Raw genomic sequence first — 24,127 nt, 5'->3', positions numbered from 1 at the left:
CTATTTTGCGGCCCTCCATTCCCGGGAACGTGGGTGTCTCACCCCGCCAGCAGCGGCCGACGTCGGTCGCCTGCCGGACTACCGGGACACGAAACGGAAAGGATGGCGCATGACCAAGCGCGCCGAATCGAAGCACAAGATCGACCGCCGCCTCGGCGTGAACCTCTGGGGCCGCGCCAAGAGCCCGGTCAACAAGCGCGAGTACGGGCCCGGCCAGCACGGCCAGCGGCGCAAGAAGCCGTCGGACTTCGGCACCCAGCTGATGGCCAAGCAGCGGCTCAAGGGCTACTACGGCAATATCGGCGAGCGCCAGTTCCGCCGCATCTACGAGGAGGCGGTGCGCCGCCGCGGCGACACCGGCGAGAACCTGATCGAGCTGCTGGAGCGCCGTCTCGATGCGGTCGTCTACCGCATGAAGTACGTGCCGACCGTGTTCGCCGCCCGCCAGTTCGTCAGCCACGGCCATGTGACGGTGAACGGCAAGCGCGTCAACATCCCGTCCTACATGGTGAAGGACGGCGACGTGGTCGCGGTCAAGGAGAAGTCGCGGCAGCTGACGGTCGTCCTCGAGGCGGCGCAGCTGGCCGAGCGCGACATCCCCGACTACGTCTCGGTCGACCAGGGCAAGTTCTCCGGTACGTTCGTGCGCGCGCCCAAGCTGGCCGACGTGCCGTACCCGGTGCAGATGGAGCCGAACCAGGTCGTCGAGTTCTATTCGCGCTGATCCCCTACGGATCCGCCTGACGGGCCAAGGCCCACCCCGCGGCAGTGGGGTGGGCCTTTCTCGTTGCGGGTCGGCCTGCCGGGGTCCGGAAACGAGAAGGGGGCCGTTTCCGGCCCCCTTCCGTTTTCACGCGACGGTCGACCGGATCAGTTGTCGTAGTCGACGACGAACGTGCCGGAATTGACGACGTTCTTGAGGTCGTCGGCGCTGTTCACGTTGTCGATCACCGCCACCAGGACCGCGTTGTCGGTGCTGGTCATGTTGGTGTCGAACCAGATCTCGCCGCGGCCCGAGGACGAGTTGTAGAAGACATAGAACCCGGGCTTGTCGGTATCCGCGGCGCCGGCCGTCAGGAACTGGTCGAACTCGCTGACGCCGGAATAGCCGTGGTCGACTGCGACCAGGATGTTGTCCTTCTCGGTGACGCTCAGCGGATTGGTCGTGATCTCGGCGTCGAGCTTCTCCATGACGGGGAAGTCGTAGAGGTCGATCTTGTCGACCGCCTCGAGGTCGGCGATCGTGTCGACGCCGTCGGTGTCGTCGCCGTCGAGCCCGAACGTGTCGCTGCCGCCGTCGCCGTAGAGCAGGTCGTTGTCCTCGCCACCCTCGACATAGTCGTTGCCGTCGCCACCGGAGACGACATCGTCGCCGTCCTCGCCATAGACGTCGTCGTCGCCCTCGTCGCCGTAGAGGGTGTCGTTGCCCCAGTCGCCGTCGAGATCGTCGTCGTCGGCGCCGCCATAGGCGAGATCGTTGCCGTTGCCGCCCGAGATCCAGTCTTCGCCCTGGCCGCCGTGCATCGTGTCGTTGCCGTTGCCGCCATGGATCTCGTCGTCGTCATCCTCGCCGAGGATGCTGTCGCTGCCGCCGTTGCCGACGAGGTAGTCGTCGCCCTGGCCGCCGAGCATTGTGTCGTAGCCGTAGGAGCCGTAGGCCTCGTCGCCGCCGACGCCGCCGTCGAGATAGTCGCCGACGGAGTCCCGGCTGGCATAGAGATCGTCGTCGCCGTCGTCGCCGTAGAGCGTGTCGCTCCACGACCCGAACAGCGAATCGTCGCCGCGACCGCCACGGCCGCCATAGACCACGTCGTTGCCGCCCCCGCCATGGACGACGTCGGCGCCGTCGTCGCCATAGACGAGATCGGTGCCGCCGTTGCCGCCGATGAGGTCGTTGCCGGCGCCGCCATAGATGAGGTCGTTGCCGAGCTCACCGTACATGGTGTCGAAATTGCCGCCGCCGAACAGCGTGTCGTCGTTGTCGCCGGCCTCGAAGTAATTGGCGCCGTCCTGGGTCTCGGCGCCCGGCGCGTAGCCGATCAGGAGGTCCGAGCCCTCGCCGCCGCGGATCACGTCGCCGCCGTTGCCGCCCTCGATCGTGTCGGCGCCATGGTTGCCGAACAGCCAGTCGTTGCCGTTGCCGCCATAGACGATGTCGCTGTTCTTGCCGGCATCGATCGAATCGTTGTCGTCCTCGCCGAACAGCAGGTCGTTGCCGTTGCCGCCCAGCATCGTGTCGTTGCCGTTGCCGCCGAACAGGGTGTCGAGCCCGTCGTCGCCCGACATGCGGTCGTTCTGATCGCCGCCGAAGAGCAGGTCGTTGTTCTGGCCGCCGAAGATCGTGTCGGCGCCGTTGTCGCCGGAGATCGTGTCGAGGCCCTTGCCGCCGAGGATGCTGTCGTTGCCATTGCCGCCGGACAGGCTGTCGTTGCCGTCCTTGCCGTCGATGACGTCGTTGCCGCTCGTCCCGCCGAGGTTGTCGTTGCCGCTCTTGCCGTTGATCGTCGCCATGGTCTGCCCCCGCCAAAGCCGTCAGTCCGCGCACTCGCAGTTGCGCGCAACGCTCACGGACTCCACCTCACTCGCGGCAACGTAGCGCGTCCGAGGGGCTGGAGACAATCCATGCCGAGACGATTGGGGGCGGCGGCTGGCCGCACGGCCGGGCAGGGACCGCCACCGCTCGCCGGGCCGGACTGCCGGCGAGGAGGAAGACTCCTCGCCGGCGCCGTCGCGGTCAGTTCTCGAAGTCGACGACGAACGTGCCGGAATTGACCACGTCCTTGAGGTCGCTCACGCTGTTCACGTTCTCGATCACCGCCACCAGGACCGCGTTGTCGGTGCTGGTCATGTTGGTGTCGAACCAGATCTCGCCGCGGCCCGAGGACGAGTTGTAGAAGACATAGAACCCGGGCTTGTCGGTATCCGCGGCGCCGGCCGTCAGGAACTGGTCGAACTCGCTGACGCCGGAATAGCCGTGGTCGACTGCGACCAGGATGTTGTCCTTCTCGGTGACGCTCAGCGGATTGGTCGTGATCTCGGCGTCGAGCTTCTCCATGACGGGGAAGTCGTAGAGGTCGATCTTGTCGACCGCCTCGAGGTCGGCGATCGTGTCGACGCCGTCGGTGTCGTCGCCGTCGAGCCCGAACGTGTCGCTGCCGCCGTCGCCGTAGAGCAGGTCGTTGTCCTCGCCACCCTCGACATAGTCGTTGCCGTCGCCGCCGGAGACGACATCGTCGCCGTCCTCGCCGTAGACGATGTCGTGACCGCCGTCGCCGTAGAGGGTGTCGTTGCCCTGTTCGCCGTCGAGGTCGTCGTCGTCGTCGCCGCCATAGCCGAGGTCGTTGCCGTAGCCGCCGTCGATCCAGTCCTCGCCCTGGCCGCCGTGCATCGTGTCGTTGCCGTTGCCGCCGTAGATGTTGTCGTTGTCATCCTCGCCGAGGATGCTGTCGCTGCCGTTGTCGCCGACCAGGTTGTCATAGCCCTGGCCACCGAGGATGGTGTCGTAGCCGTAACCGCCATAGACATGATCGTCGTCGTCGCCGCCGTCGAGATAGTCGCCGACGGTGTCGCGGCTGCCCTCGATCAGGTCGTCGCCGTGATCGCCGTAGACCGTGTCGCTGGCGGGGGCGAGGGAGTCGAACCAGTTGCTGGCGTAGCCGGCCCGGATCGAATCGTCGTCGCCGCCGCCATGGATGACGTCGGCGCCGTTGCCGCCATAGATCAGGTCGCGGCCGGCATTGCCGTTGATGAAGTCGTTCTCGCCGCCGCCATAGACGAGATCGTTGCCGAGTTCGCCGTACATCGTGTCGCGATAGTCGCCGCCGAACAGCGAATCGTCGTTGTCGCCGGCCTCGAAGTAGTTGGCGCCGTCCATCGACTCCGAGCCCGGAGAATAGCCGACGAGGTAGTCGCTGCCCTCGCCGCCACGGATGATGTCGTCGCCGTTGCCGCCGATGATCGTGTCGGCGCCATGATTGCCGAACAGCCAGTCGTTGCCGTCGCCGCCCCAGACGGAATCGCTGTTCTTGCCCGCGTCGACGGAATCGTCGCCAGCCTCGCCGGACACGAAGTCGTTGCCGTTGCCGCCCGCCATCGTGTCGTTGCCGTAGCCGCCATAGAGCAGATCGAGCCCGTCATCGCCCGAGAGGCGGTCGTTCTGCTCGTCGCCGAACAGCAGGTCGTTGTTCTGGCCGCCGAACACCGTGTCCAGGCCATTGCCGCCGAAGATGGTGTCGTTGCCCTTGCCGCCGAGGATGCTGTCGTTGTCGTCGCCACCGTCGATGCTGTCGTGGCCTTCCTTGCCGTCGATGCGGTCGTTGCCGCCGAAGCCGGAAATGACGTCGTCGCCGCTCTTGCCCGTCAGCGTGTTGGGATTGCCGTTGCCGTTGATGACCGCCATTTCCGCCCCCCGAAACGACAAGAGTAGATCTAGAATTAGATAAGAAGCTGCGCCCACCGCAACTTTATAGTTTCAGAATACGGCAGAAAACCCCCATCGGCAATATTGCCCATGGGCATCTGCCGATGGCCGACGACGGTTGGTCAGCGCGGCCGGGCCGGCAGGTTTGCCAGGAGGATCGCGGCCCAGATCGCGGCGAAGGTGAGCCCGCGCTCCCAGCCGAACGGCTCGCCGTAGACGAGCACGCCGAGGAGGAACGAGATCGACGGGGCGATGTACTGCAGGAAGCCGATCGTCGTCAGGTCGAGGCGCCGCGACCCGATCGTGAACAGCAGCAGGGGAGTGGTGGTGACCGTGCCGCCGGCCAGGATCAGGAGGTCGAGCCGGACGCCGCCGGCACCGAGCCCTGCGCCGTCCTGGAGCAGGATCCAGGCCGCGGCGAGGGGCAGCAGGTAGAGCGTCTCGATCAGCAGCCCCGTCACCGCGTCGACGCGGATGCGCTTGCGGATCAGGGCGTAGACCGCGAAGCTGGCGCCGAGAAGGAGGGCCGCCGAAGGCCCGCCGGACACCCGGAGGGCCTCGTGGAGGACGGCGGCGCCGGCGAGCGCCACGGCGACCCAGCGCCGGGCGTCGAGCCGCTCGCCCAGCACCGCCACCCCGAGCGCGATCGAGGCGAGCGGCCCGAGGAAGTAGCCGAGCGCGGCCTCGACGATGCGGCCGCTGACGATCGCCCAGGTGAAGAGGAACCAGTTGCCGGCGATGATGAGGGTGGTCGCGCCGAGGATCGCCATGGTCCGCGGGCTGGCGAGCGCCTGGGCGACCGCGGGCCAGCCGCGCCCGAAAGTGACCACGGCCGCCAGGAACGGCACCGACCAGACGACCCGGTGCGCCACGAGGTCGAGCGGCGCGACCGTGTCGACCTGTTTGAAATAGACCGGGGTCAGGCCCCAGATGAGGAAGGCGCCGAGGACGGCGGCATAGCCCATGGCCCGATCAGGCCGCGGCCCCGGATCGGGCATGGCTGGACGAGGTCGGGCTGGATCAGGCGGGCCGGGGCCGCTTCCCAGAGGGGAACCGGCCCTGGCTGCCCTGGAGCGGTCAGGCGCGGACGTCGATGCCGCGGCTCGACAGCATCTCGCCCAGTTCGCCGGTCTCGAACATCTCGCGCACGATGTCGCAGCCGCCGACGAACTCGCCCTTGACGTAGAGCTGCGGGATCGTCGGCCAGCTCGAGAACTCCTTGATGCCCTGGCGGATCGCCGGGTCCTGGAGGACGTCGATGCCCTTGAACTTGACGCCGAGGTGGGTCAGGACCTGGACGACGGCGGCGGAGAAGCCGCACTGCGGGAAGACCGGCGTCCCCTTCATGTAGAGGACGACGGCATTGTCCTCGATGTCCTGGCGGATGCGCTCGAAGACGGCGCTGTCGGTGGTGGTGGTCATGGCAGGTGTCTCCCGGAAGGGGATCGGTTGCGGGCGATCTTAGGGAACGCCCGTCTGGAGCGCCAGCGCGTGCAGTTCGTTGCCCATGCGGCCGCGCAGCGCCGCATAGACCATCTGGTGCTGCTGCACCCGCGACTTGCCGGCGAAGGCGGCCGAGACGACGTGGGCGGCATAGTGGTCGCCGTCGCCGCGCAGATCCTCGATCGTGACCTGCGCGTCCGGCAGGGCATCCTTGATGAGCCGCTCGATGGTCGCCGCGTCCATGGCCATGGGGTCGGTGTCCTGCCGGTTCGGGGTTGGGGGGGGAGGCTCAGGCCTCGCCGGCCATCCAGGCCGGGAACCACCGTTCGTGAGCGGTCCGGAGGCGCTCGACCGATATGGCGCCCGCCCCTTCGACTGTCAATTCGCCGCCGCCGGTCATGCCGATGCGGGCGGCCGGGACGCCGGCGGCGGCCGCGCCGGCCAGCACCGCGTCGGCGTCGACGGCGGTCAGCAGGTAGCGGCCCTGGTCCTCGCCGAAGAGCCAGGCGTCGAGCCGTGGCGCGCCGTCCGGTGCGGCGATGCGGGCACCGATCCCGGACGCCATCGCCATCTCGGCCAGGGCGACGGCGAGGCCGCCGTCGGAACAGTCGTGGCAGGCGGTCGCCAGTCCCTCGGCGATGAGGTCGCGGACGAAATCGCCGTTGCGGCGTTCTGCCGCGAGGTCGACCGGCGGCGGCGCTCCGTCCTCGCGGCCGAAGGCCTCGCGCAGGTAGATGGAGGAACCGAGCCAGCCGGCGGTCCGGCCGATCAGGACGATCGCCTGGCCCGCGGCCGGGAAGGCGACCCGGGCCGTCCGCGCCACGTCGTCGACGAGGCCGACGCCGCCGATCGCCGGGGTCGGCAGGATCGCCCGGCCTTCGGTCTCGTTGTAGAGCGAGACATTGCCGGACACGACCGGGTAGTCGAGCGCCATGCAGGCCTCGGCCATGCCCTGGATGCAGCCGACGAACTGGCCCATGATCTCCGGTTTCTCGGGATTGCCGAAGTTCATGTTGTCGGTGATGGCGAGCGGCCGGGCGCCGACCGCGGTCAGGTTGCGCCAGGTTTCCGCCACCGCCTGCCTGCCGCCCTCGACCGGGTCCGCCAGGCAGTAGCGCGGCGTGCAGTCGGTGGCGATGGCGATGCCCTTCGTCTTGCCGTGGATGCGGACGACGGCGGCGTCGCCGCCCGGGCGCTGCACCGTGTCGGCCATCACCGTCGAATCGTACTGTTCCCATACCCAGCGCCGGCTGGCGAGGTCGGGGCAGCCGACCAGCCGCTCGAGCGCGGCCAGCGGCTCGGGATTGGGCGGCAATTCGTTCACGGCGAGCGCCCGGCGCGCCGGCGTCGGCACCCACGGGCGGTCGTACTGCGGCGCCTGGTCGACCAGCGGGCGCACCGGCAGGTCGGCCGCGACCTCGCCGTGCATCCGCAGGATCAGCCGGCCGGTGTCGGTCACCCGGCCGATGACGGCGAAGTTCAGCTCCCACTTCTCGAAGATGCGCCGGGCCGTCTCCTCGCTGCCCGGGCGCAGGATCATCAGCATCCGCTCCTGGCTCTCCGACAGCATGATCTCGTAGGGCGTCATGCCGGTCTCGCGCATCGGCACGCGGTCGAGGTCGAGGGTGATGCCGACCCCGCCCTTGTCCGCCATCTCCACCGACGAGGAGGTGAGGCCGGCCGCCCCCATGTCCTGGATGGCGACGATCGCGTCCTGGCTCATCAGTTCCAGGCAGGCCTCGATGAGCAGCTTCTCGGTGAAGGGGTCGCCGACCTGGACGGTCGGCCGCTTGGCCTCGGAATCCTCGGTGAACTCGGCCGACGCCATGGTCGCGCCGTGGATGCCGTCGCGCCCGGTCTTGGCGCCGACATAGACGACGTTGTTCCCGACGCCGGCCGCCGCCGAGTAGAAGATGCGGTCGGCGCGCGCCAGGCCGACGGTCATCGCGTTGACCAGGATGTTGCCGTCGTAGGCCGGGTGGAAGTTGACCTCGCCGCCGACCGTCGGCACCCCGACGCAGTTGCCGTAGCCGCCGATGCCGGCGACGACGCCCGAGACGAGGTAGCGGGTCTTGGGATGGTCGGGCCGGCCGAAGCGCAGCGCGTTCATGTTGGCGATCGGCCGCGCGCCCATGGTGAAGACATCGCGCAGGATGCCGCCGACCCCGGTCGCCGCGCCCTGGTAGGGCTCGATATAGGACGGGTGGTTGTGGCTCTCCATCTTGAAGATGGCGGCATCGCCGTCGCCGATGTCGATGACGCCGGCGTTCTCGCCGGGTCCGCAGATGACCCACGGCGCCGTCGTCGGCAGCGTCTTCAGCCACTTCTTCGACGACTTGTAGGAGCAGTGCTCGCTCCACATCACCGAGAAGATGCCGAGTTCGGTCATCGTCGGCTCGCGGTCGAGGATGGCGAGCAGGCGCCGGTACTCGTCGGGGGTGAGGCCGTGCTGGGCCACGGTCTCGGGCGAAATCGTCGCGTTCGGCAGGGTCAAGGCCGCTCTCTCCGGGCGGATGGGACTGGGGGCGCGGCCGGGAGCCTCAGGCGAGGGCTTCGGCCAGCCCCTCGAACATGGCGCGGCCGTCGGTGCCGCCGAGCAGCGGGTCGGCGGCGCGCTCCGGGTGCGGCATCAGGCCGAGCACCGTCTTGGTCTCGTTGAAGATTCCGGCGATGTTGCGCCGCGCCCCGTTCGGGTTGGCGTCGGCCGCGACCGCGCCGTCCGCCGTGCAGTAGCGGAAGGCGACCTGGCCGCGCTCCTCGAGGCGGTCGAGCGTCGCCTCGTCGGCGAAGTAGTTGCCGTCGCCGTGGGCGACCGGCATGCGCGCGACGGCGCCGGTGGCGTAGCGGCTGGTGAACAGGCTCTGGCTCGTCTCGACGCGGACATGGACGTCGCGGCCGACGAACTTGAGCGTGGCGTTGCGCATCAGCGCGCCCGGCAGGAGGCCGGCCTCGCAGAGGATCTGGAAGCCGTTGCAGATGCCGAGCACCGGGACGCCGCGGTTGGCGCGGGCCACCACCTCGCGCATCACCGGCGAGTGCGCGGCCATGGCGCCGGCCCGCAGATAGTCGCCGTAGGAGAAGCCGCCCGGCAGCAGGATCAGGTCGACCTCGGGGAAGGTGCCCTCGGCGTGCCACACCATGTGCGGCGCCCGGCCGGTGATGGCGGCCAGCGCCGTCTCGGCGTCGCGGTCGCAGTTGGAGGCGGGGAAGACGATGACCGCCGATCTCACGACACCACCTCGATCGCGTAGTTCTCGATCACCGTGTTGGCGAGGAGGCGGCGGCACATCTCTTCGACCACGGCGCGGCCGCGGACCGGGTCCTCCTCGGCCAGCTCGAGCTCGATGTACTTGCCCTGCCGGACCTCCTCGACTCCCGCGAAGCCGAGATGGGCGAGCGCGCCCTGGATGGCGGTGCCCTGCGGGTCGAGCACGCCCGGCTTGAGCGTGACGTGGACCAGCGCCTTCATGTCTCTCGTCCTCTCTCTCGCGTGGTGCGGCGGCTCTACTGCAGCGTCTTGGCGCCCTTGGGGTCGCCCTGGCTTTCCTGCGGCAGGATGCCGAGGCGGCGGGCGACCTCCTGGTAGCCGGCCTCGACATTGCCGAGGTCCTGCCGGAACCGGTCCTTGTCCATCTTCTCGTTGGTCTTGAGATCCCAGAGCCGGCAATTGTCGGGGCTGATCTCGTCGGCGACCACGATCTGCATGTCGTCGTCGGTGTAGAGGCGTCCGAACTCGAGCTTGAAGTCGACGAGGCGGATGCCGATGCCGAGGAAGAGCCCGGTCAGGAAGTCGTTGACCCGCAGCGCCAGCGCCATCATGTCGTCGAGGTCCTGGGTCGAGGCCCAGCCGAACGCGGTGATGTGCTCCTCCGAGACCATCGGGTTCTGCAGCTCGTCGCTCTTGTAGTAGTACTCGACGATCGAGCGCGGCAGGTGGGTGCCTTCCTTGATGCCGAGGCGCTTCGAGAGCGAGCCGGCGGCGACGTTGCGGACCACCAGTTCGATCGGGATGATCTCGACCTCGCGGATGAGCTGCTCGCGCATGTTGATGCGGCGGACGAAATGGGTCGGAATGCCGACCTCGCCCAGCCGCAGCATCAGGTACTCGCTGATCCGGTTGTTGAGGACGCCCTTGCCGGTGATGGTGCCCTTCTTCTGGTTGTGGAAGGCCGACGCGTCGTCCTTGAAATAGGTGATGAGCGTGCCCGGCTCCGGCCCTTCGAACAGGACCTTGGCCTTGCCTTCGTAAATCTGTCTGCGGCGGGACATGGGCGGCCACCAGGGGAGAGGAGGGGACGTCGCGCCGGGCGCCGGCCTTCTCCAGAAGAAAGGCAGCCCGGCGCTTGCGAGCCGGACATATAGCAACGGCAGGGCGTCGGCTCAACCGGCGGGGCCTCGTCACGATGCCCGGCCGACGCTATATGGAGGCCGCCCATTCTCCAAACCCGGACGAGGAGCTTCATGTCGACTTTCAACGAGCGCGAAAAGGGCTTCGAGAAGAAGTTCGAGCGCGACCAGGAGACCCTGTTCAAGGTGAACGCACGGCGGAACCGCCTGCTGGGCGCCTGGGCGGCGGAGAAGCTGGGGCTGACCGGCGAGGAGGCCGACGCCTACGCGAAGTCCGTCGTCGTCGCCGATTTCGAGAAGCCGGGCGACGACGACGTGCTGCAGAAGGTGCTGGGCGACCTGACCGCCAAGGGCGTCGCCGTCAGCGAGCACCAGGTGCGCAAGCAGATGGACGCGCTGCTCGCCGTCGCGCAGGAGCAGATCGCCAGTCAGGCGTAAGGGCGGCGGGCGCCGCGAGCGACGGCGCTCGCCCTTGCTTTCCGCGGGCCGGCCGCGCGATGCGTGGCCGGCCCGCTTGCTGCTTGCCTGCCCCTCATATTTGCGCAAAAATTTCGGCGCAACCGATGGAGGGCGGCCGATGGCGATGACGAGGACGGGGTATGCGGTGGCGGCGATCCATGCCGCCGCGGCAGTCTGGGCGGCGACCGCGAACGCCGCACCGCCGGCCGACACCATCGTCGTCGCCATGACCGAGGACCTGCGCGGCGTCGACCCGCAGCGCGAGCGCGACGCGATGGCGAGCGACCCCTACCGCCAGATCGTCGAGGGGCTGGTCGGGTTCCGCGACGACCTCGAGGTGGCGCCGGTGCTGGCGCAGGGCTGGGAGATCCGCGACGACGGCCGCACCTACGTCTTCCGCCTGCGCGAGGGCGTGACGTTCCACAACGGCGCGCCGCTGACCTCGGCCGAGGTCAAGTGGTCCTGGGACTACCTGATGGCGGCCGGCTCGCAGTGGCGCTGCCGCAGCAACTTCTCGGGCCAGGTCGGCTTCAAGGTCGAGGCGGTCGAGACGCCGGACCCGCTGACCGTGGTCTTCCGCGTCAACCAGCCGAACGGCTCGTTCCTCGCCACCATCGCCCGGGTCGACTGCGCGCTGACCCCGATCCTCCACCCATCGTCGCTCAACGCCGACGGCACCTGGAACAAGGCGATCGGCACCGGCCCCTTCATGCCGGGCGAGCGCAAGGTCGGACAGTCGATGGAGATCGTCCGCTTCCCCGGCTACGTCGCGCAGACCGCGCCGTGGTCCGGCATGACCGGGCGGCGCGAGGCCAAGGTCGAGAAGGTGCGCTATCTCGTCGTGCCCGACCCGGCGACGCGCAAGGCCGGCCTCGTCTCCGGCGACATCGACCTGACGGCGATGCAGGGCGATGCCGCCGCCGACATGCGCAAGCAGGCGAACGTCCAGGTCTTCGCGTCGGAGACCACGTCCTGGTATTCGCTCCTCCTCAACGACCAGGACCCGGCGCTGAAGGACAAGCGGGTGCGCCAGGGCATCGCCGCCGCGATCGACCGCGACGCCATCGCCGACGTCGTCTCCTTCGGCCAGGGCAAGGGCACGGCCTCGGTCATGCCGACCTTCAGCCGCTACCACTCGCCCCTGCACGCGACCGGCGCCAAACCCGACAAGGACAAGGCCCGGGCGCTGCTGAAGGCGGGCGGCTATGCCGGCCAGCCGATCACCATGACCACCAACAAGCGCTGGCCCCTGATGTACGACCAGGCGGTGCTCGCCCAGCAGATGCTGGAAGAGGTCGGGGTCAAGATCAACCTCGAGGTCGTCGAGTGGGGGCTGCAGCTCGCCAACTACAACAAGGGCGCCTATCAGATGCAGTCCTTCGGCTATTCGGCGCGCTACGAGCCGCTCGGCCACTGGGAACGCATCGTCGGGCCGGAGCCGCGGAAGATCTGGAAGAACCCGGAAGTCATCCAGATCCTGAAGAAGGCCGAGGCGAGCAGCGATCCTGCGGTCATCCAGGCCGGCGCGGACGAGCTCTTCCGCCGCTTCGTCGACGAGGTCCCGGGCGTCGCCCTCTACCATGTCGTCAACGAGGTCGTGGCGAGCCGGCGGCTCCAGGGCATAAAGTCCTCGCCGCTCGGCGGGCTCTACGTCTGGAACGTCTCGATCCGGAACTAGCCCACAAGGGGTCGGGAGCAGGAAAGGACACGACATGGACGCGCTGGCACGGCGGCTCGACGGACTCTGCGACGCGCTGCCCTTCACCACGAGCTGGTACGTCCGCGACCTCGTGACGGGGGCGTCGGCCGACCGCGCCGGCGCCGTCCCGACGCCGTCCGCCAGCACCCGCAAGACCTCGATCATGATGGCCGCCTTCAAGGCCGTCCACGAAGGCCGGCTCGACCTCGACGAGCCGGTGACGATCGAGGCCGAGTACCAGAAGGGCGTCGCGTCCGGCACCTTCCACCACCTGACGCCCGGCGTGCGCATGCCGCTGCGCGACGCCATCGTCCACATGATCATCACCAGCGACAACGTCTCGACGCGGATCGTCGTCGACCGCGTCGACCTCGACGAGCTCAACGCCTATTGCCGCGCGATCGGGCTCGAAGGGACGGTCCACCGCTTCAAGATCCCGCCGCTCGGCCTGCCCTGGGACCACCCGGCGGAGGCGGTGACCACGACCACGCCCGCCGACCAGGGCCACCTGCTGGAGCTGATCCTGGCCGGAGCGTCGGACGCCAGGGCCGCGGCCTTCCTCGGCTCGACGCCGGAACTCTGCCGCTACGCGCTCGACATCCTGTCCTGGCAGGTCCACCGCTCGATGATCCCGGCGCTGCTGCCCTTCGGCATCCGGATCTGCAACAAGACCGGCCGCGGCGTCCGCGGCCGCTCCGACGCCGGCCTCGTCTATCGCGGCGACCGGCCCCTCTACGTGCTCACGGCCTTCGTCGACCGCATCCCGGACGAACTGCCCGACGGCATGCCCGGCTGGTCGGCCGCCATCGGCCTCGTCGCGAAGCTGTCGCGGGCGTGCTGGGAGGAGATCGGGAAGTAGCGGACGCGGACCGCCGACGGCCGCTACCGGATCGCCGGCGGCACCACGGTCGCCACGATCGAGGCGTCCAGCGCCTCGTACCGGGCGAGGCCGATGGTGTCGTAGAGTTCGGCCCGGGTCTGCATGCGGTCGAGCATGGCGCGGGTGCCGTCGTCGCGGGCGATGGCGGCGTAGAGCTCGGACTGGGCCCTGTTGGCGACGCGCAGCGAGGAGACGGGCCAGATCACCATGCGGTAGCCCATGGCCTCGAACTCGGCGCCGGTGAAGAAGGGCGTGCGGCCGAACTCGGTCATGTTGGCGAGCAGCGGCACGCCGGGGAGCGCGGCGGCGAAGGCGCGGAACATCTCGGCGCTGGTCATCGCCTCGGGGAAGATCGCGTCGGCCCCGGCCTCGAGATAGAGGCGGGCGCGGGCGACGGCGCCGTCCAGGCCCTCCGACGCGGCGGCGTCGGTGCGGGCGACGACGTAGAGGTGGCGGCGGGCGCGCACGGCGGCGGCCACCTTGGCCGCCATGTCGCGGGCGTCGGCCAGCTTCTTGTCGTTGAGGTGGCCGCACTTCTTGGGCAGCAACTGGTCCTCGAGATGGACCGCGCCCGCCCCGGCATCCTCGAAGGCGCGGACCATGTTCATGACGTTGAGCGCCTCGCCATAGCCGGTGTCGCCGTCGACCAGCAGCGGCAGGCCGGCGGCGCGGGCGATCTGGCGGACGAAGAACGCCACCTCCTCGATGGTGATGATGCCGAGGTCGGGCAGGCCCATCTGGGCGCTCATGGCGGCGCCCGAGAGGTAGAGGGCCTCGAATCCCGCAGCCTTCGCCTGGAGGGCCGCCATGCCGTTGTGGGCGCCCGGGATGCGCAGGATGCCCGGCCGTTCCAGCAGCCGCCGGAACTGCACCCCGGCCGGTTCGCCCGGCAGGTCGGCGGCGACGAGATAGGGCATGGCGGCGCGCTCCTAGCCGACGACGACCGGGGGCACAGCCTGGGTGACCCAGCGGGCCATGGCGGTGATCCGCGCGTCCTCGTGCTGCTGGCCCATCAGCTGGACGCCGACCGGCATGCCGCCGACGCCCATCAGCGGCATGGTGAAGGCAGGGGCGAACAGCATCGAACTCGGCGCGTTGAAGACGAAGTCGCCGGTCGGGCGCGGCGCCAGCGGCTGGCCCGGCCGGTCGCCCGGCCACAGCGGCGCCGGGCCGGGGCAGGACAGCATGATGCAGGCGTCGGCCAGCGGCGCCAGGGTGGCGTGGCGCATCTGCGCCGCCTCGCGCTCGACGAGCAGGCGGCGATAGTCCTCGAAATCCATGGCCTCGGCACGGGCCAGCACCGCCTTCGCCCGCAAGCTGACCTTGTCCGGGTACTGGTCGACGAGGCTGCGGTGGGCCCAGTGGTTCTCCCAGGCGGTGATGCTGCCGCAGAGCGAGCGGCCGTCGGCGATGGCGCGCTCCAGCGCCTCGATCCAGGGATGGTCGGCGCGGCGAAGGAGCGTCACGCCCGCCGCCTCCAAGGCCGCCAGCACCTGCGCGAAACCCTCGCGCGTCGCCGCGTCGACGTCGGGCCAGCCCTCGGTCTCCAGCACGATCAGGCGGCCGGGCTTCACCGCGTCCGGCGTCGTCGCCGGCCCGAAGAGGCCGCGCTTGCCGGGATCGCCGCCGGCCCAGCGCACGATCGCCATCGAGGTCACCCAGACGTCCTCGATCGAGCCGGCATGGATGCCGTGCGTGCTCATGCTGGTCGACTGGCGCTCGCCGCGGTTGATGCCGCCCTGGGTCGGCTTCATGGCGAAATTGCCGCAGAAGGCGGCGGGACGGATGATCGAGCCGCCGACCTGCGAGCCCACGGCGGCCGGGATCATGCGGGCGCCGACCGCCGCGGCCGACCCGGAGGAGGAGCCGCCCGGCGTGCGGGCGGCGTCGAACGGGTTGGTGGTGGCCGGCGGGTGGGCGCCGCCGAGTTCGGCCGTCGTCGTCTTGCCGAGGACGACGGCGCCCGACCGCCGCAAGGCCGAGACCGCCGCATTGTCCCGCTTTGGGAAATTGCCGCGATAGGCCTCGCAGCCCATCTCGGTCGGCATGTCCCTGGTCTCCAGCAGGTCCTTGATGCCGATCGGCAGCCCGTCGATCGCCGACAGCGGCCGGCCGGTCTTCCAGCGCAGCGTGCTTTCGTCGGCCGCGGCCCGGGCGCCCTCGGCGTTGACGGTGACGAAGGCCCGGACGACCGGCTCGCGCTCGGCGATGGCGGCGAGGCAGCGCTCCAGGTAGGCGCGCGGGCTGTCGCTGCCGTCGCGGAAGGCGGGCACTGCGTCGTGGAAGGTCGCTGCGCGGAAGGTCCGCGGATCGTAGCTTCCGGCCATGGGCGGCTCCTGGCGAATCGGGAATTGGGGGACGGGGTCGGACGTCAGCCTAGCGCCTGGTTCACCAGTCCGAACAGCCGTGCCCCCGGCCGCGGCACCGGCGGGGCGCCGCGCGCCATCGTGATTGCCGGCGCGATCGCCGGCAGGCCGGCCGCGACCAGCCACGGGCCGAGCCCGGTCGGCTCGGGGATGTCGACGCGCAGGAAGGTGCCGTGGTGGCGCGCCATCCAGTGGGCGAGCAGCGCCTTCGCCGCGTCGGCATCCGCTGCGACGACCGGGCCGACGACGCGGCCGCGGCCGAACTGCCGGCAGACGGCAAAGCCGACGGGCCGGCCGTCGCATTCCAGGATGGCGGCTTCGGCGACGCCCAGCAGCGCCGACAGGACGAGCGGCCGTTCGAGCCCGGTCGCGGCGGCGTCGAGCGCCGTCATCGCTGGGAGGTCGGCCGCGGTCGCCGGCCGGATCCGGCAGCCGTCCGGCGGCGGTGCCTCCGGAACCGCGAAGGCGTCGCCCTGGTGCTGGTGGATGATGCCGGTCGCACGAAAGCCGAGTTTCTCGTAGAGCGGCGCGCCGGCGTCGGTGGCGTTGAGGAGGGTGGTGCGCGGCCCAATCGCCTCCAGCAGGCCGGTCATCAGCCGCCGGCCGATGCCGGCGCCCTGGCGGTCGGGCGCGACGATGACGAGGCCGAGGGTGGCGAACCCGCCGAAGGGCCAGAACATGCCGGTTCCGACCAGCCGCTCGCCCTCCGTGACCGCGAAGCCCTGCCCGAGCCGGTGGACGAAGCGCCAGTCGTCGAGCCGGTGCGCCCAGCCGACCGCCTGCGACAGCCCGTGCGCTGCGGCGAGGTCCGCTTCCACCAGCGCCCGCATCGTCTCCGTGCCTGTCGCCACCTGCCCCTCCTGTCGCTATCGTCCGGCGGCGCGGCTTGTACACCTCGCGACCGGCCGTCGCCATCGCTTCGCATCCGCCGCGGGGACGGGCAGCGCGTCATGATCGATTTCCGGCCGAAATACATCACCTTCGACTGCTACGGCACGCTCACCCGCTTCCGGATGCCCGAGATGTCGCGCGAACTCTTCGGCGACCGGGTCCCCGCGGACGCGATGGACCGCTTCATCCGCGACTTCGCCGCCTACCGCTTCGACGAGGTCCTGGGCGCCTGGAAGCCCTATGCCGACGTCCTCATGAACGCGGTCGAGCGCACCTGCCGGCTGTGGCGCATCCCGTTCCGGCCGGAGGACGGGCGCCGCATCTACGCGGCGGTGCCGACCTGGGGACCGCACGCGGACGTGCCGGCGGGGCTGGCGCGGCTGGCGAGGCGCTATCCGCTGGTCGTGCTCTCGAACGCGTCGGACGACCAGATCCAGTCGAACGTCGACCAGCTCGGCGCCCCCTTCCATCGCGTCTACACGGCCCAGCAGGCCCAGGCCTACAAGCCCCGGCTGCAGGCCTTCGAATACATGCTGGACCAGCTCGGCTGCGGGCCGGGCGACATCCTCCACGTCTCCTCCAGCCTGCGCTACGACCTGATGTCGGCCAACGACCTGCGGATCGAGAACAAGGTCTTCGTCGATCGCGGCCACGATCCGGCCTGTCCGGCCTACAACTATCACCCCGTCACCGGCATCGGCGGGGTCGCCGACCTGCTCGGCCTCTAGATGCGGCTCGAACCCTACTGGCTGGCGACCGCGCCGCCCTTCACCGCGGCGGCACCCGGCCCGGTCGGCGGCCGCGCCGACGTCGTCGTGATCGGCGGCGGCTTCACCGGCCTGTCGGCGGCGCTGGCGCTCGCCAAGGCCGGGGCCGAGGTCGTGGTGCTGGAGGCGGGCCGCGTCGCCGGCGAGGCGTCGGGGCGCAACGGCGGCCACTGCAACAACGGCCTCGCCCACGATTTCGCCGCCGCCGAGGCGATGCTGGGCGCGGAGCGCGCGCTCGCCCTCTACCGCGCCTTCGACGCAGCCGTCGACACGGTCGAGGCGATCGCGGCGGAGGAGGGGATCGCCTGCGACTTCCGGCGCTCGGGCAAGATCAAGCTGGCGGCCAAGCCCGAGCATGCCGCCAAGCTCGCGAAGAGCCACGCGGCGCTGGTCCGCGCCGCCGATCCGGAGGCGCGCCTGCTGTCGCGGGCCGACCTCGCCGCCGAGATCGGCTCGGACGCCTTCCACGGCGCCATCCTGCACCCGAAGAGCGCGATGCTGCATGTCGGCCGCTTCGCGGTCGGCCTGGCCGAGGCCGCGGCGCGCAACGGCGCCCGCATCCACGAGGACGCGCTGGTGACGGAACTGGCGCGCTCGGCCGGTCGCTGGCGGGTCGCGACCCGGCGCGGCACGGTCGAGGCGAAGCAGGTCCTGGCCGCGACCGGCGCCTCGCTGCGCGGGCCGCTCGGCTGGTTCCGGCGCCGCATCGTGCCGGTCGGCAGCTTCATCGTCGCGACGGAGCCGCTGCCGCGCGCGCTCGCCGACCGGATCATGCCCGGCCGGCGCACCGCGACCACGACCCGCACCATCGGCAACTATTTCCGCATGTCGCCGGACGACCGGCTGATCTTCGGCGGCCGGGCGCGCTTCGCCATGTCGAACCCGCAGTCCGACCAGCGCAGCGGCCGCATCCTCGAGGCCGGGATGCGGTCGATCTTCCCCGAGCTGGCGGCGACCCGCATCGACTATTGCTGGGGCGGCCTCGTCGACATGACTGCCGATCGCTTTCCACGCGCCGGCGAGCGCGACGGGCTTCACTACGCCATGGGCTACAGCGGCCACGGGGTCCAGATGTCGGTCCACATGGGGCGCATGATGGCGCGGACGATGGCCGGTGACCGCGACGCCAATCCGCTCGCCGGCCTCGACTGGCCGGCGATCCGCGGGCACTACGGCCGGCCCTGGTTCCTGCCGCTGGTCGGGCTCTGGTACCGGCTCCAGGACCGGCTGCACTGACCGCGTGGCCGGTCAGTGGCCGGCACCGCCGAAGCGTTCCGCGGCGAGGCGGTCGGCGAACTCGACGATGCCGAGCGGCGTCGCCAGGAGCATGCGGACGATGCAGGCGATGTCCTCGACGACCGGTGGCGGGGCGGCGCCCCCGATGCGCTGCAACTGGTCGACATGGGCAGCGACCGTGCGCGCGAGTGCGATGGCGACCGCCCGTCCCTCCGCCGCCTGCCGATCCTCCCAGGCGACATGGGCCGACCATGCGAGTCCGGCCGCGCGGACCGCGTCCGGAAGCCGTGCGCGCGCTTCCGCCGCGCGGGACCGGATCGCATACCGGACGAGCGACGCCAGCATCCAGCCGCAGTCGAAGGCGGGGTCGCCGTACCAGGCCTTTTCGAAGTCGACTATGGTGACCGCGTCGGGCCCGACGAGGAGGTTCGATAGATTGGCATCGCCGTGGGCGAGCGCCGTCCGCCGCGCGAACGTCGTGAAGGCGTCGCGTACCGCCCTTGCCGTGGCCGGCACGTGCTGTACGCAGTTCCAGAGGAGCGAACGGCGCATGTCGGCGATCCGGTCCCGGTTGGGTTCGGCCGCCGCTTCGATCGCCCGGTTGCCGGCCGTGCGCGCGTGGAAGTGGCCCAGGCGGTCGCCGACGCGGGCGGCGAGCGTGGCGGCGTCGCAGCCGAGCCCCCGCTGGGCGGCGCGCCACGGGCGGGCCCGTTCGGCGGCGACGAACGGCATGGCGAAGCCGTGGATTTCCGGCAGGGTCGCGAGGACCGGCAGGGCCAGCTCCGGCACCACCGGGGCGAGGGCCTGCTGGATCCCGGCCTCTACCTGCGACCAGTGCGGCACGCCGCGCTTGACGAAGATGCCGTCGCCAGCCCAATCGACGCGATAGGACGATTTTCCGTCGACATCGTGCACAAGCTCGATGCGCGGTGCCGTACCCGGCGGGAGCAGGTGCCGGCGCGTCAGAGCGTCCAGGATGGCTTGCTGCGGTTCGCCGGTCACGCGGGATCGTTCCGTCGAATGGAAACAAAACTGTAATATTGGATTCTGCCGATGCCCATCCCTCTGCTCGCCTGGCTGGCCGGTGCCGGCCTCGTTGCGGCCGCGGGCGGCGCCTGGGCGTGGCTCGTCCGGCGCGGCGGGGAGGTACCCGAGGCGTGCCGGGATCGCGTGCGGGTGTGGGTGGCCGGACCGACCGGCGCCGGCAAGACGAGCCTCGTGGCGGCCGTGCTCGGCCGCTCCGTTCCCGAGGGAACGCCGGCGACGCCGGCGCTGTCGTGGCACTGGGAGGCGGCCCTGCCGCTGGCACTGGCCGACACCGTCGGGCTCGAACTGGCGACGGGGGCGGAGCAGGTGCGGGCGGTGGCCCGGCTGCTGCGCCGGATGCCGGACGGTGCGCGGCCGCACGCCGCCTGGATCTGCCTCCGGGCGGACGCCCACCGCGTGTCCGGCGGGGAGGGCGGCCGCGAGTCGGGGCTGGCGGAAGCGCTGCGCGCGGCCGGCGTGCCCTGCGTCGGCGTCCTGACCCAGGCCGAACCGGAGACCGAGCAGGCGATGGCGGACGCCCTGCGGCGGGCCGTTCCGGACCTCGCGGCGGTCGTGCCGGTGTGCGTGCGGCCGCGGACGACGGCGGACGGCACGGTGCTGGTGCCGCGCCACGGGCTCGACCGGCTGCGGCGGGCGACCATCGGGGCCGTCGCGCCCGAGGCGGCGGCCCGGCTCGAGCGCGATTGGCCGCCCTACGGCTGGTGAGCCGGGATCAGCCGCCCTTCAGCCAGTCGCGGATGCCGGTGCCGGCGACCAGGTCGATCACCGCCGCCAGCGGGTAGATCGCGGCCTCGAAGGGGCCGAGATGGGCGGTGCGGTCGAGCAGCCCGCCATAGACGACGACCCAGCGGAAGGACCAGAACATCAGGAGGATCGGCGCCAGGGCCAGCAGGCCGGCGCGGACGGCATGGCGGACGATGCGCGGCTCGAGCCGCTCCGCCAGCTGCCAGGCGACGCGGTCGGTCGGGGTCGCCGCCCACCATTGCGCGAGCGCCATCCCGCCGCGCGCCGCGGTGCCCTGCCGCTCGGCCCAGGCGGTCATCGCGGCCTCGATCTCGTGCAGCATCCGGGAGAACGACCGGAACAGCAGCAGGCGCACCAGCCGGCGCGGGCCGGCGCGCAGGCGCCAGACGAGCGGCAGCGCCGCCGCGGCCGGCCAGAGCGACCACAGGACATGGGCGAAGAAGGCGAGGATGATGGCGCAGGCGGGAACGACGCCCCATTCCTCGGACGGCAGGAACGGCACCGCCAGGAGCACGCCCCAGAGCCCGACGGCGGCGGCCAGCGCCACCAGCGCCTCGTGCCCGGCCCAGCGCAGCAGCCGGTCCGAGACGAGCGCGTTGGCGACGTCGGCGATCGGGTCCTCGACCGAATCCTGGAGTTTGGCGAGGATGCGGGCGGCGAGGCTGGTGGTCATGGCGGCTCCCCGCCATCTCTAGCACGTGCCGGACGGGAGGGGAGGAAGCGACATGGTGGCGACGCTCCGGGCCGACATCGACCGGGCGACCGGCGAGGGCGACCTGACCGGGCTCTTCGCCTTCGCGCGTGACGCCGACCTGAAGCCGCTCGCCGACCTGCTGCGCCGCGTCGCGCCGGAGGCGCTGGCGGACGACCCGCGCGTCGCCCGGGCGCCGGACCGCCCGAGCCGCTGGCCCGACCGGCTGGCCGACGCCGTCGACCGGGTCGCCGCGACGGCGCTGCGCGGGTTCCTCGGCATCGGCGACCGCGACCATGCCGCGGCGCTGGCCGACTCCGCGCGGCGCCTCGGCGTCGCGATCGCGGCCGGGACGCCGCCGCTCGCCGTCGAGCAGGCGATCCTCGCGCATTTCGGGCTGGGCGGCGACGTCGCGGCCGACGCGGCGGTGCCGGCGGAGGTGGTGGCGGCCGGGAACCTGGCGGCGGTGGTGTTCCGGGTCGCGGCACTCCGCGCCCGCAGCCGCACCCGCCTCGGCCTCGACCCGTTCGGCGTCGCGCGCCCGCCGCCGGAGGCCGGCGCCGACCCGGCGGTCGCGGCGATCGCCGCCAGCGTCCGCGGCCGCAGGCTGCGCGGCTGGGATGCCCTGATCGACCGCCTCACCGGCAGCAGCGAGCGCTTGGCCTTCGCCCGGCTGGCGCCGTGCAACGTCCTGGTCTGCGGCAAGTCGGGGGTCGGCAAGAGCACGCTGGTCAACGCCGTCTTCGGTCGCGACCTGGCGAGGACGGGCATCGGCGATCCCGTCACGGAGCGGGCGCAATGGTACGGCGAGGAGGGGTTCCCGGTGCGCCTGCTGGACACACGCGGGCTGGAGCCGGGCGACTATGCCGGCAGCCGCGCCGCGCTCGAGGCGGCGATCCTCGCCGCCCGGCGGGACCCGGCGGCCAAACGGCAACTCCACCTCGCCTGGCTCTGCATCGACAATGGCGCCGGCCGCATCGAGGAGGCGGACCGGGCGACGGCCCGGATGCTGGCCGACCAGGGCGTGCCGACCGTCCTCGTCCTCACCAAGGGGTGGGAGGATCGCGGCATGGAGGCGCTGGCCGCGGAGCGCCTGCCCGGCCTTCCCGTCGTCCGCGTCGTCGCCCAGCCCCGCCGGTTCGCGTCGGGCGCCACGGTGCCGGCGGCCGGCCTCGCGCGCCTCGTCGAGGAGAGCGAGCGGCGGGTGCCCGACGGGCACCGGAGCGCCTTCGCGGCGGCGCAGTCGGTCGCACTCGAGCCCAAGGTGCGGGCGGCCCGGCGGGTCATCGACGGCGCCACCGCGTCAGCGGCGACGCTGGCCGCGACCCCGATCCCGTTCGTCGGCTGGGCGGCGCTGGCCCCGGTGATGATCGGCATGATCGCCGGCATCTCGCGTGCCGCCGGCGTCGCCGTGGCCGAGGACCGGCTGGGCGGCGTCGCCGTCGCGATCGTCGGAGCGCTCGCCGCGGGGCTCGGGGTGCGCTCCCTGGCGGCCTTCGCCGGCAACCTCGCGAAGCTGGTGCCGGGCGTCGGCACGCTGGTCGGCGGCGCCATCACGGCCGCCGTGGCCGGCGCCATGACCAAGGCGGCGGGCGAGGCCTATCTCGACTATCTCCTCGGCCACATCCGCCGGCACGGGCAATGGCCGACGGCGGACGAGATCGTGGAGTTCCTGCGGGCGCGCTGGCTGCCCTTCTAGCCCTGCGCCGCGGCGTGGGTCGCAAGGATGCGCTCGAGACTGCGGAGCACGGGCTTCTCGATGAGCTTGCCCTCGAAGACGAGGAGCCCGGACGCATGCTGCGCCCAGGCCGCCAGTACCCGGCGGGCATAGTCCACGGCTGCGGCGTCGGGGGCGAAGATGGTGTTGAGGTCGGGGATCTGGCGAGGATGGATGGCGCCCTTGCCGGAGAAGCCGAGTTCCGCCGACAGCCGCGCCTCGACCAGCATGCCCTCGCGGTCGTTGAGGTCGAGCCAGGGCACGTCGATGGCGTCGACGCCCGCGCCGGCGGCGGCGTGCACGACGCGCGAGCGGGCGTATTGCAGGGCGCCCCAGGTCGGCTTGCAGCGCAGGTCGGCCGCCATGTCGACGCCGCCGAAGAAGAGCGCCTCGATGCGCGGGCTGGCGGCGGCAATGGCGTGGGCGGCCTCCAGCGCCTGGTTGGTCTCGATGATGACGTGGAGGCGGGTCGGCAGCTTGTACTCGTCGAGGAGGTCGGCGAGGTTGCGCACCTCCTCCGGCCCCTTGACCTTCGGCAGCATTACGGCGGGCGCCGGGTCGGCCGCGGCGAGCAGCGCCTGAACGTCCTGCATCCCGTCCAGCGTGCGCAGGCAGTTGAGGCGGATGATGCGCTCGACCCGCGCCGGGCCGTCCGCACCCGGCAGGTGGGCGAAGGCGAGGCGCCGCGCCTCGGCCTTGTCCTGCGGTGCGATCGCGTCCTCCAGATCGACGCAGACGATGTCGGTGCCGCAGGCCAGTGCCTTGGGGAACATGTCGGGCCGGTTGCCGGGGGCGAAGATGAAGCTGCGGCGGGCGCGGATCGCGGGGGTGGGGGCTTCGGCGGTCACGGCCGTTCTCCTTGTCTGGACGGGGGGGCTGGCTATGCGGATGCCAGTCGCGGCGGTCGCCGCGACAGCAGCCAGAGCGCGATCGCCACGTTCACGAGATTCCAGGCGAGGCCGTTGGCGAAGGCCGCCTGGTAGGACCCGGTCAGGTCGAAGATGACGCCCGACATCCAGCCGCCGATCGCCATGCCGACGATGGTCGCCATCAGCACGACGCCGACGCGGGTGCCGGCCTCGGCCGCCGGCATGTATTCGCGCACGATGATGGCGTAGCTCGGCACGATGCCGCCCTGCGACAGGCCGAAGAGGGCGGAGACGACGTAGAGCGAGGTCAACCCGTCGAACGGCAGGTAGAAGGAGAGCGTCAGCCCCTGCAGGGCCGAGCCGAGCAGCAGGGTGCGGACGCCGCCGATGCGGTCGGAGATCCAGCCCGACGCCAGCCGGCTGACGATCCCGAAGCCCAGCATCAGCGACAGCATCTCCGCCCCGCGGGCGACGCCGTAGCCGAGGTCGCCGCAATAGGCGACGATGTGGACCTGCGGCATCGACATGGCGATGCAGCAGGCGATGCCGGC

The 24,127-nt window shown here is 71.2% G+C and carries 24 protein-coding genes; 8 read left to right on the top strand and 16 right to left on the bottom strand.

Features of this window, described 5'->3' with window-relative positions; translation table 11 throughout:
• The first annotated feature begins 109 nt into the window (after nucleotides 1–109).
• A complete protein-coding gene (gene rpsD / locus ACE3Q3_RS05725; protein WP_374443285.1) occupies nucleotides 110–724 on the top strand; it encodes a 30S ribosomal protein S4 in 615 nt (204 codons plus the stop codon).
• Between the two features lie 146 nt (nucleotides 725–870).
• Here rpsD and ACE3Q3_RS05720 read toward each other — a convergent pair whose 3' ends face one another.
• The 9 genes from ACE3Q3_RS05720 to purC form a co-directional block, all read right to left on the bottom strand.
• Nucleotides 871–2,511, bottom strand: coding sequence for a calcium-binding protein (locus tag ACE3Q3_RS05720; RefSeq protein WP_374443281.1), 1,641 nt, complete (start codon nucleotides 2,509–2,511; stop codon nucleotides 871–873).
• 223 nt (nucleotides 2,512–2,734) lie between these two features.
• Complete coding sequence (locus ACE3Q3_RS05715) at nucleotides 2,735–4,399, bottom strand: calcium-binding protein (RefSeq protein WP_374443278.1); 1,665 nt, start codon at nucleotides 4,397–4,399, stop codon at nucleotides 2,735–2,737.
• Nucleotides 4,400–4,542: 143 nt separating this feature from the next.
• Nucleotides 4,543–5,385: an EamA family transporter RarD gene (rarD, locus tag ACE3Q3_RS05710; protein ID WP_374443275.1), complete on the bottom strand. Its 843-nt coding sequence runs from the start codon at nucleotides 5,383–5,385 to the stop codon at nucleotides 4,543–4,545.
• Between the two features lie 112 nt (nucleotides 5,386–5,497).
• On the bottom strand, nucleotides 5,498–5,842 hold the full coding sequence (grxD, locus tag ACE3Q3_RS05705) for a Grx4 family monothiol glutaredoxin (RefSeq protein ID WP_374443273.1): 345 nt from the start codon (nucleotides 5,840–5,842) through the stop codon (nucleotides 5,498–5,500).
• A gap of 39 nt (nucleotides 5,843–5,881) precedes the next feature.
• Nucleotides 5,882–6,112: a BolA family protein gene (locus ACE3Q3_RS05700; protein WP_374443270.1), complete on the bottom strand. Its 231-nt coding sequence runs from the start codon at nucleotides 6,110–6,112 to the stop codon at nucleotides 5,882–5,884.
• 40 nt (nucleotides 6,113–6,152) lie between these two features.
• Nucleotides 6,153–8,357, bottom strand: a complete 2,205-nt coding sequence (purL, locus tag ACE3Q3_RS05695) for a phosphoribosylformylglycinamidine synthase subunit PurL (RefSeq protein ID WP_374443268.1) — start codon at nucleotides 8,355–8,357, stop codon at nucleotides 6,153–6,155.
• Between the two features lie 46 nt (nucleotides 8,358–8,403).
• Nucleotides 8,404–9,093: a phosphoribosylformylglycinamidine synthase subunit PurQ gene (gene purQ, locus ACE3Q3_RS05690; protein WP_374443265.1), complete on the bottom strand. Its 690-nt coding sequence runs from the start codon at nucleotides 9,091–9,093 to the stop codon at nucleotides 8,404–8,406.
• Nucleotides 9,090–9,332, bottom strand: a complete 243-nt coding sequence (gene purS, locus ACE3Q3_RS05685; RefSeq protein ID WP_374443262.1) for a phosphoribosylformylglycinamidine synthase subunit PurS — start codon at nucleotides 9,330–9,332, stop codon at nucleotides 9,090–9,092. The genes purQ and purS overlap by 4 nt, the downstream gene beginning before the upstream one ends.
• Before the next feature lie 35 nt (nucleotides 9,333–9,367).
• Nucleotides 9,368–10,132 carry a phosphoribosylaminoimidazolesuccinocarboxamide synthase gene (gene purC / locus ACE3Q3_RS05680; protein WP_374443259.1) on the bottom strand — a complete coding sequence of 255 codons (765 nt, stop codon included), beginning with the start codon at nucleotides 10,130–10,132 and terminating at the stop codon, nucleotides 9,368–9,370.
• Between the two features lie 192 nt (nucleotides 10,133–10,324).
• On the opposite strand from purC, the gene ACE3Q3_RS05675 reads away from it, so the two are divergent.
• The 3 genes from ACE3Q3_RS05675 to ACE3Q3_RS05665 all read left to right on the top strand — a co-directional run bounded on the left by ACE3Q3_RS05675 (nucleotide 10,325) and on the right by ACE3Q3_RS05665 (nucleotide 13,227).
• Complete coding sequence (locus ACE3Q3_RS05675) at nucleotides 10,325–10,648, top strand: DUF1476 domain-containing protein (protein WP_374443257.1); 324 nt, start codon at nucleotides 10,325–10,327, stop codon at nucleotides 10,646–10,648.
• A 139-nt stretch (nucleotides 10,649–10,787) separates the two neighbouring features.
• Complete coding sequence (locus ACE3Q3_RS05670; RefSeq protein ID WP_374443253.1) at nucleotides 10,788–12,347, top strand: ABC transporter substrate-binding protein; 1,560 nt, start codon at nucleotides 10,788–10,790, stop codon at nucleotides 12,345–12,347.
• A 34-nt stretch (nucleotides 12,348–12,381) separates the two neighbouring features.
• Nucleotides 12,382–13,227, top strand: coding sequence for a serine hydrolase (locus ACE3Q3_RS05665; protein ID WP_374443250.1), 846 nt, complete (start codon nucleotides 12,382–12,384; stop codon nucleotides 13,225–13,227).
• Between the two features lie 23 nt (nucleotides 13,228–13,250).
• Here ACE3Q3_RS05665 and prpB read toward each other — a convergent pair whose 3' ends face one another.
• Genes prpB through ACE3Q3_RS05650 form a run of 3 tightly spaced genes read right to left on the bottom strand, consistent with a single transcriptional unit; the run spans nucleotide 13,251 to nucleotide 16,465 of the window.
• Nucleotides 13,251–14,165 carry a methylisocitrate lyase gene (gene prpB, locus ACE3Q3_RS05660; protein WP_374443246.1) on the bottom strand — a complete coding sequence of 305 codons (915 nt, stop codon included), beginning with the start codon at nucleotides 14,163–14,165 and terminating at the stop codon, nucleotides 13,251–13,253.
• Nucleotides 14,166–14,177: 12 nt separating this feature from the next.
• On the bottom strand, nucleotides 14,178–15,575 hold the full coding sequence (locus ACE3Q3_RS05655) for an amidase (protein WP_374443244.1): 1,398 nt from the start codon (nucleotides 15,573–15,575) through the stop codon (nucleotides 14,178–14,180).
• 44 nt (nucleotides 15,576–15,619) lie between these two features.
• Nucleotides 15,620–16,465: a GNAT family N-acetyltransferase gene (locus ACE3Q3_RS05650; RefSeq protein ID WP_374443241.1), complete on the bottom strand. Its 846-nt coding sequence runs from the start codon at nucleotides 16,463–16,465 to the stop codon at nucleotides 15,620–15,622.
• 99 nt (nucleotides 16,466–16,564) lie between these two features.
• Here ACE3Q3_RS05650 and ACE3Q3_RS05645 point away from each other — a divergent pair, with 99 nt between their 5' ends.
• Complete coding sequence (locus tag ACE3Q3_RS05645; protein WP_374443236.1) at nucleotides 16,565–17,233, top strand: haloacid dehalogenase type II; 669 nt, start codon at nucleotides 16,565–16,567, stop codon at nucleotides 17,231–17,233.
• Nucleotides 17,234–18,508 carry an NAD(P)/FAD-dependent oxidoreductase gene (locus ACE3Q3_RS05640; RefSeq protein ID WP_374443233.1) on the top strand — a complete coding sequence of 425 codons (1,275 nt, stop codon included), beginning with the start codon at nucleotides 17,234–17,236 and terminating at the stop codon, nucleotides 18,506–18,508.
• A 12-nt stretch (nucleotides 18,509–18,520) separates the two neighbouring features.
• On the opposite strand, the gene ACE3Q3_RS05635 is transcribed toward ACE3Q3_RS05640, so the two are convergent.
• The gene (locus tag ACE3Q3_RS05635) at nucleotides 18,521–19,510 is read right to left on the bottom strand and encodes a phosphotransferase family protein (protein ID WP_374443231.1); all 990 of its coding nucleotides are present in this window, start codon (nucleotides 19,508–19,510) and stop codon (nucleotides 18,521–18,523) included.
• A gap of 51 nt (nucleotides 19,511–19,561) precedes the next feature.
• Between ACE3Q3_RS05635 and ACE3Q3_RS05630 the strand changes: the two genes are divergently transcribed.
• Nucleotides 19,562–20,260, top strand: coding sequence for a hypothetical protein (locus tag ACE3Q3_RS05630; RefSeq protein WP_374443229.1), 699 nt, complete (start codon nucleotides 19,562–19,564; stop codon nucleotides 20,258–20,260).
• A 7-nt stretch (nucleotides 20,261–20,267) separates the two neighbouring features.
• On the opposite strand, the gene ACE3Q3_RS05625 is transcribed toward ACE3Q3_RS05630, so the two are convergent.
• Nucleotides 20,268–20,972, bottom strand: coding sequence for a hypothetical protein (locus tag ACE3Q3_RS05625; RefSeq protein WP_374443226.1), 705 nt, complete (start codon nucleotides 20,970–20,972; stop codon nucleotides 20,268–20,270).
• 52 nt (nucleotides 20,973–21,024) lie between these two features.
• On the opposite strand from ACE3Q3_RS05625, the gene ACE3Q3_RS05620 reads away from it, so the two are divergent.
• A complete protein-coding gene (locus ACE3Q3_RS05620; protein WP_374443223.1) occupies nucleotides 21,025–22,689 on the top strand; it encodes a GTPase in 1,665 nt (554 codons plus the stop codon).
• On the opposite strand, the gene ACE3Q3_RS05615 is transcribed toward ACE3Q3_RS05620, so the two are convergent.
• Nucleotides 22,686–23,555 carry a CoA ester lyase gene (locus ACE3Q3_RS05615; protein WP_374443220.1) on the bottom strand — a complete coding sequence of 290 codons (870 nt, stop codon included), beginning with the start codon at nucleotides 23,553–23,555 and terminating at the stop codon, nucleotides 22,686–22,688. The genes ACE3Q3_RS05620 and ACE3Q3_RS05615 overlap by 4 nt on opposite strands.
• A 32-nt stretch (nucleotides 23,556–23,587) precedes the next feature.
• Nucleotides 23,588–24,127 (bottom strand): MFS transporter (locus ACE3Q3_RS05610; protein ID WP_374443215.1); only part of this gene is annotated, 540 nt, incomplete at its 5' end.

Origin of the sequence: Allostella sp. (genome assembly GCF_041913585.1) — a bacterium.
Lineage (GTDB): Bacteria > Pseudomonadota > Alphaproteobacteria > ATCC43930 > Allostellaceae > Allostella.
The sequence above is the reverse complement of the archived record's forward strand: the minus strand, read 5'-3'. Positions and strand labels throughout refer to the sequence as shown.

Coding starts and splice junctions, on each gene's coding strand:
- rpsD (WP_374443285.1), top strand. CDS start 110: ATGACCAAGCGCGCCGAATCGAAGCACAAGATCGACCGCCGCCTCGGC.
- ACE3Q3_RS05720 (WP_374443281.1), bottom strand. CDS start 2,511: ATGGCGACGATCAACGGCAAGAGCGGCAACGACAACCTCGGCGGGACG.
- ACE3Q3_RS05715 (WP_374443278.1), bottom strand. CDS start 4,399: ATGGCGGTCATCAACGGCAACGGCAATCCCAACACGCTGACGGGCAAG.
- rarD (WP_374443275.1), bottom strand. CDS start 5,385: ATGGGCTATGCCGCCGTCCTCGGCGCCTTCCTCATCTGGGGCCTGACC.
- grxD (WP_374443273.1), bottom strand. CDS start 5,842: ATGACCACCACCACCGACAGCGCCGTCTTCGAGCGCATCCGCCAGGAC.
- ACE3Q3_RS05700 (WP_374443270.1), bottom strand. CDS start 6,112: ATGGCCATGGACGCGGCGACCATCGAGCGGCTCATCAAGGATGCCCTG.
- purS (WP_374443262.1), bottom strand. CDS start 9,332: ATGAAGGCGCTGGTCCACGTCACGCTCAAGCCGGGCGTGCTCGACCCG.
- purC (WP_374443259.1), bottom strand. CDS start 10,132: ATGTCCCGCCGCAGACAGATTTACGAAGGCAAGGCCAAGGTCCTGTTC.
- ACE3Q3_RS05675 (WP_374443257.1), top strand. CDS start 10,325: ATGTCGACTTTCAACGAGCGCGAAAAGGGCTTCGAGAAGAAGTTCGAG.
- ACE3Q3_RS05670 (WP_374443253.1), top strand. CDS start 10,788: ATGGCGATGACGAGGACGGGGTATGCGGTGGCGGCGATCCATGCCGCC.
- ACE3Q3_RS05665 (WP_374443250.1), top strand. CDS start 12,382: ATGGACGCGCTGGCACGGCGGCTCGACGGACTCTGCGACGCGCTGCCC.
- prpB (WP_374443246.1), bottom strand. CDS start 14,165: ATGCCCTATCTCGTCGCCGCCGACCTGCCGGGCGAACCGGCCGGGGTG.
- ACE3Q3_RS05655 (WP_374443244.1), bottom strand. CDS start 15,575: ATGGCCGGAAGCTACGATCCGCGGACCTTCCGCGCAGCGACCTTCCAC.
- ACE3Q3_RS05645 (WP_374443236.1), top strand. CDS start 16,565: ATGATCGATTTCCGGCCGAAATACATCACCTTCGACTGCTACGGCACG.
- ACE3Q3_RS05640 (WP_374443233.1), top strand. CDS start 17,234: ATGCGGCTCGAACCCTACTGGCTGGCGACCGCGCCGCCCTTCACCGCG.
- ACE3Q3_RS05630 (WP_374443229.1), top strand. CDS start 19,562: ATGCCCATCCCTCTGCTCGCCTGGCTGGCCGGTGCCGGCCTCGTTGCG.
- ACE3Q3_RS05625 (WP_374443226.1), bottom strand. CDS start 20,972: ATGACCACCAGCCTCGCCGCCCGCATCCTCGCCAAACTCCAGGATTCG.
- ACE3Q3_RS05620 (WP_374443223.1), top strand. CDS start 21,025: ATGGTGGCGACGCTCCGGGCCGACATCGACCGGGCGACCGGCGAGGGC.